At 66.2% G+C, this 3,993-nt stretch carries 3 protein-coding genes; all 3 read right to left on the bottom strand.

From position 1 onward, the window contains the following. On the bottom strand, positions 1-206 hold a 206-nt coding region (locus N7333_RS24045), incomplete at its 3' end, for a TetR family transcriptional regulator (RefSeq protein ID WP_279859493.1). Positions 207-343: 137 nt separating this feature from the next. Further along, the gene (locus N7333_RS24040) at positions 344-2,752 is read right to left on the bottom strand and encodes a hybrid sensor histidine kinase/response regulator (RefSeq protein WP_129482984.1); all 2,409 of its coding nucleotides are present in this window, start codon (positions 2,750-2,752) and stop codon (positions 344-346) included. A gap of 238 nt (positions 2,753-2,990) precedes the next feature. Beyond that, positions 2,991-3,881 (bottom strand): ABC transporter substrate-binding protein, encoded by an 891-nt coding sequence (locus tag N7333_RS24035; protein WP_129482985.1) that lies wholly within the window; start codon positions 3,879-3,881, stop codon positions 2,991-2,993. Positions 3,882-3,993: the final 112 nt, after the last annotated feature.

Here is a 3,993-nt window from a genome sequence, read left to right as displayed (position 1 = left end):
CTGGCGAAGACCTCGGCCGCCAGTTCGCCCTTGCTGCGAAAGTGCCGGTACAGGCTGCCGGTGGCGATGCCGACATCGTCGGCCAGCGCCTGCATGGTCAGCGCCGCGAAACCGCCTGCGCTCACGCGCTGCAGTGCGCAGGCCAGAATGCGCTCGCGCAGCGCCTGGTCACGGTCGAGACGGGCTTCGGTGGTGCGATAGGCCATGGTCTGAATCCTGATTCACATGTTCGTAGTGAATCAGGATTCAGACCATGGCTAAAGGGACGATCCGGCCATATCTGCGGCCGAACGGACATCGATAGCCGCTTCGCAGCGCGGACGCGTGTCGGGCTGCAGCCGATCTACGGCATGCCCGGCGACTGCGAGACGGCAGGCGGACGACAGAGCACCCAGTCGTGCAGCAGCACGCGCAGCTCTTCGAACTTCATCGGCTTGGCCAGGTAGTCGCTCATGCCGGCAGCCAGGCAGCGTTCGCGGTCGCCGCTGTGGCTATGGGCGGTGATCGCCAGCACCGGTACCTCGGCGCAACCGGGCAGCGCACGCAGGGCGCGGCAGGTGGCGAAGCCGTCCATGACCGGCATCTGGCAATCCAGCAACACGGCATCCACGGTCTCGCTGCGCAGCAGGTCCAGGGCTTCGGCGCCATTGTCGGCGGTGCGCACCCGGTAACCGAGCTTGAGTAGCATGCCGCGCGTCACCAACTGGTTGATGGCGTTGTCCTCGACGATCAGCACTGTGCACTGCTGAGCCTGGCGCAGCGGCACCCGGCCGCTCGAGCGCGGGCGGGCGGTGCTGGCGGGCTGTTGCGGCGGCAGGGTCAGGGGCACGTCGAGGCGGAAGCGGCTGCCCACGCCCAGCTGCGATTCGTGGCTGAGGGCGCCGCCGAGCAGGTCGACCAGTTGCCGGCAGATCGCCAGGCCGATGCCGAGGCCACCGTATTTGCGCGTCATCGAACCGTCGAGCTGATGGAAACGCTGATACAGATCGCCCTCGCCGGGCTCGAAGCCTACGCCGGTGTCGCTGACCACCACGCTCAGCGGCAGGTTGTCGGCGTGGCTGCCGGCGCGACCGACCTGCAGCGTCACGCTGCCTTCGGCGGTGAACTTGATGGCGTTGTCCAGCAGATAGCCCAGCGCCTGGGCCAGCTTGGCAGCGTCGCCCTCGAGGGTGTCGGGCAGGCTGTCGTCCAGCTCCAGCACGAATGCCAGGCCCTTGTCGTCGGCACGCGCGGCGTACTGCGCGCGCAGGCCGTCGAACAGACCACGCAGGCTGAACGTCTCGCGCCGCGGGTAGAGCTTGCCGGCCTGCAGCTCGGTCAGCGCCAGGATGTCGTTGACCATGCGCATCATGTCGCGCGCCGAGGCCGCGGCGGTTTTCTGATACTGCTCCAGCTCGACGTCCATCTTCACCGTCTGCATCAGCTCCAGCGAGCCGATCACGCCGTTCATCGGCGTGCGCAGTTCGTGGGTCACGGTGGCGAGGAACTCGTCCTTGAAGCGGTTGCTGTCGGCCAGCTCCTGGTTCAGCGCCTCCAGCTTGCGCCCGGCCTCCTGGAGGATGCGCGTGCGCTCCTCCTTCATGGCGTTGATGCGGTCGGCCAGAGCCAGCGACAGCAGGCCGACCTCCAGCGCCGAGCCGATCTGGCTGGCGTACATGGTGAGAAAGACATTGGGCAGATGGCCCAGCACCATCAGCGTGTTGACGATGCCGCCGGCCAGAAAGGCGGTCCAGGCAAAGATGAAGTAGCGCGCCACGCGCATGCCACGCAGCCAGGCGAGCACACCGGCGGCGAAGATCACCACGGTGAACAGCAGAGCGAGATAGGTGGCCAGACGCAGCGCGGTGGCGTAGCTGACGCTCAGCGCCAGGACCATCACCACGGCGCCGCAGGCCATCAGCAGCAGCAGCAGGCGGTCGACCCAGGGGCTGTGCTCGGCGGTGTGCAGGAAGCTGCGGGCGAACTGACAGCCGAACAGGGCAGCCGAGCCGATCAGGAAGGGCGTGGCGGCATTGGCCCACCAGGGACTGTTGGGCCAGAAATACTCGATGCCGGCACCGTTGACCGAAACCTGATACAGGCCGAACGAGGCGATGTAGAGGATGTAATACAGGTAGCTGGTGTCGCGTACGCTGAGGAAGATGAACAGGTTGTACACCAGCATCACCAGCAGCACGCCATAGATGATGCCGAGCACGTAGATGCGCCCAGGCTGCTCTTCCAGATAGGCGTTGGGCGCCCACAGAGTCAGTGGCGCCTGGATCGAGCCCTGGCTTTCCAGACGCAGGTAGATGCGCTTGCTCTGGCCTGGTTCGAGGTTCAGCTCGAACAGGTAGTTGTTCTGCCGGATCTGCCGCGTGTCAAATGGCAGGGCGTCGCCGGTGCGCTGCGCCAGCGCGAAGCTGCCGCGGTCGTCGGGCAGGTAGAGCTCCAGATGATCGAGCGGCGGGTAGGCCAGTTCCAGCAGCCAGTTGCGCGGGCCCTGCGCCTGTATGGGGCGGTATTCCAGATCCAGACGCAGCCAGAACACCGAGCGCGAGTAGCCGGCATTGAGCACCGGCTTGTCATGCAGACGGAAGCTGCCCTGCAGGGCTGGCGAGGCGACGTCGTCGATGCTGGCATCGCCGCGCACGTCCTCGAACACGTACATGCTCTGCCCCAGCGGCAAGGCGCGCATCTTTTCGTCGAAGGTAACGGCGCCCACGAGCGAGGAAAAAACGAGGCTCAAGAAGAGCAGGAGCAGCCGGTACATACGACTCCACTAAGCAGACTGTTGAAAAGCGTTGCCGAGGCAGCCAGCGCAAGGAAAGACAGGCGTGAAAGACACATCTTACCGCCGTAAGTGCGCATTTCGATCGGGCCTGTCTTTGACGCAGCGGTGGCAACGCAGGTGGTCATTCAACAACCTGCCAAGCCTGTCGAACGACACCGGGGCCCCCATTTGCCCCATGCGATGTCGTCACGCACGGCAGACTTATATTCGAATCGCACTACTCTAGGGGCTGGCGTGGCGCTTTTCCAGCGTCGGACGGCAGTTTCAGCAGTGCTTGAGCCATGGCCTCGGCCAGGTACTGCAGGGAAAACACCCCGCCATAGGTCCAGGTCGAAGGCATCCCGGCAAAGCGCTGCTCACGCACGAAGGGCATCGCCTGCCACAACGGCGAGGCGAACAGCTGCGCCTCCTGGGCGAAGGGTTCGATATGCAGCACCGCGCCCCGGTCGATGCGCCCCAGGGCGGTGATCGGCACCTGGGTGATGCCCCAGGGGCTGGGTGCCAGCTGCATGGCCGGCTGCAGACCGAGCAAGGTCAGCGCGTGTTGCGGCATGGAGTTGGGTCCATTGATGAAGGCCGCCGTCGGCGAGGACAGACGGATCACCGTCACTGCCGGCAGCGCGCCATCGTAATGCGCCTGCAGCCGCTCACGCCAGCGCGCCAGCTCGGCGTCCATGGCCTGCAGGCGCTGCTCGGCCAATGCCTCGCGGCCCAGCGCGCGCGCCAGGTCGAGAAACGCCTCGCGCTGCGCCTGCAGATTGTCGTGCTGCTGGCTGAAGCCCTGGTACACCTGCACCGGCGCGATACGCTCAAGCAGCGGGCGGATGTCCTCCAGCAAAGGGGGGATGACGATCAACTCGGGTTGCAGCTCGGCCAGCAGTTCGAGATTGGGCTCCAGGCGCGAGCCGGCCGAGGGCACGCCAGCGGGCAAGGTCGGCCGTACCACCCAGGTGCGATAGTCGCCGGCATCGGCAACGGTCAGCGGCGTCACGTCGAGCATCAGCAGGTGTTCGGTGGCCTCCCAGCTCAGCGCCGCCACCCGCGGCGCGGTGTCAGCCCACACCGGCGCCAGCCAGAGCAGCAGCACGCCCAGCAGCCACCGCCTCATGCCAGCCTCCCGCGAATCAGCAGCAACACGAAATAGCCGCCGCACAGCACCGAGGCGACGATGCCCACCGGAATCTGCAAGGGGAAGATCAGCGTGCGCCCGGCCCAGTCCG

The sequence above is a fragment of the Pseudomonas sp. GD04158 genome (assembly GCF_029834875.1).
Classification (GTDB): Bacteria; Pseudomonadota; Gammaproteobacteria; order Pseudomonadales; family Pseudomonadaceae; genus Aquipseudomonas; species Aquipseudomonas hydrolytica.
The sequence above is the reverse complement of the archived record's forward strand: the minus strand, read 5'-3'. Positions and strand labels throughout refer to the sequence as shown.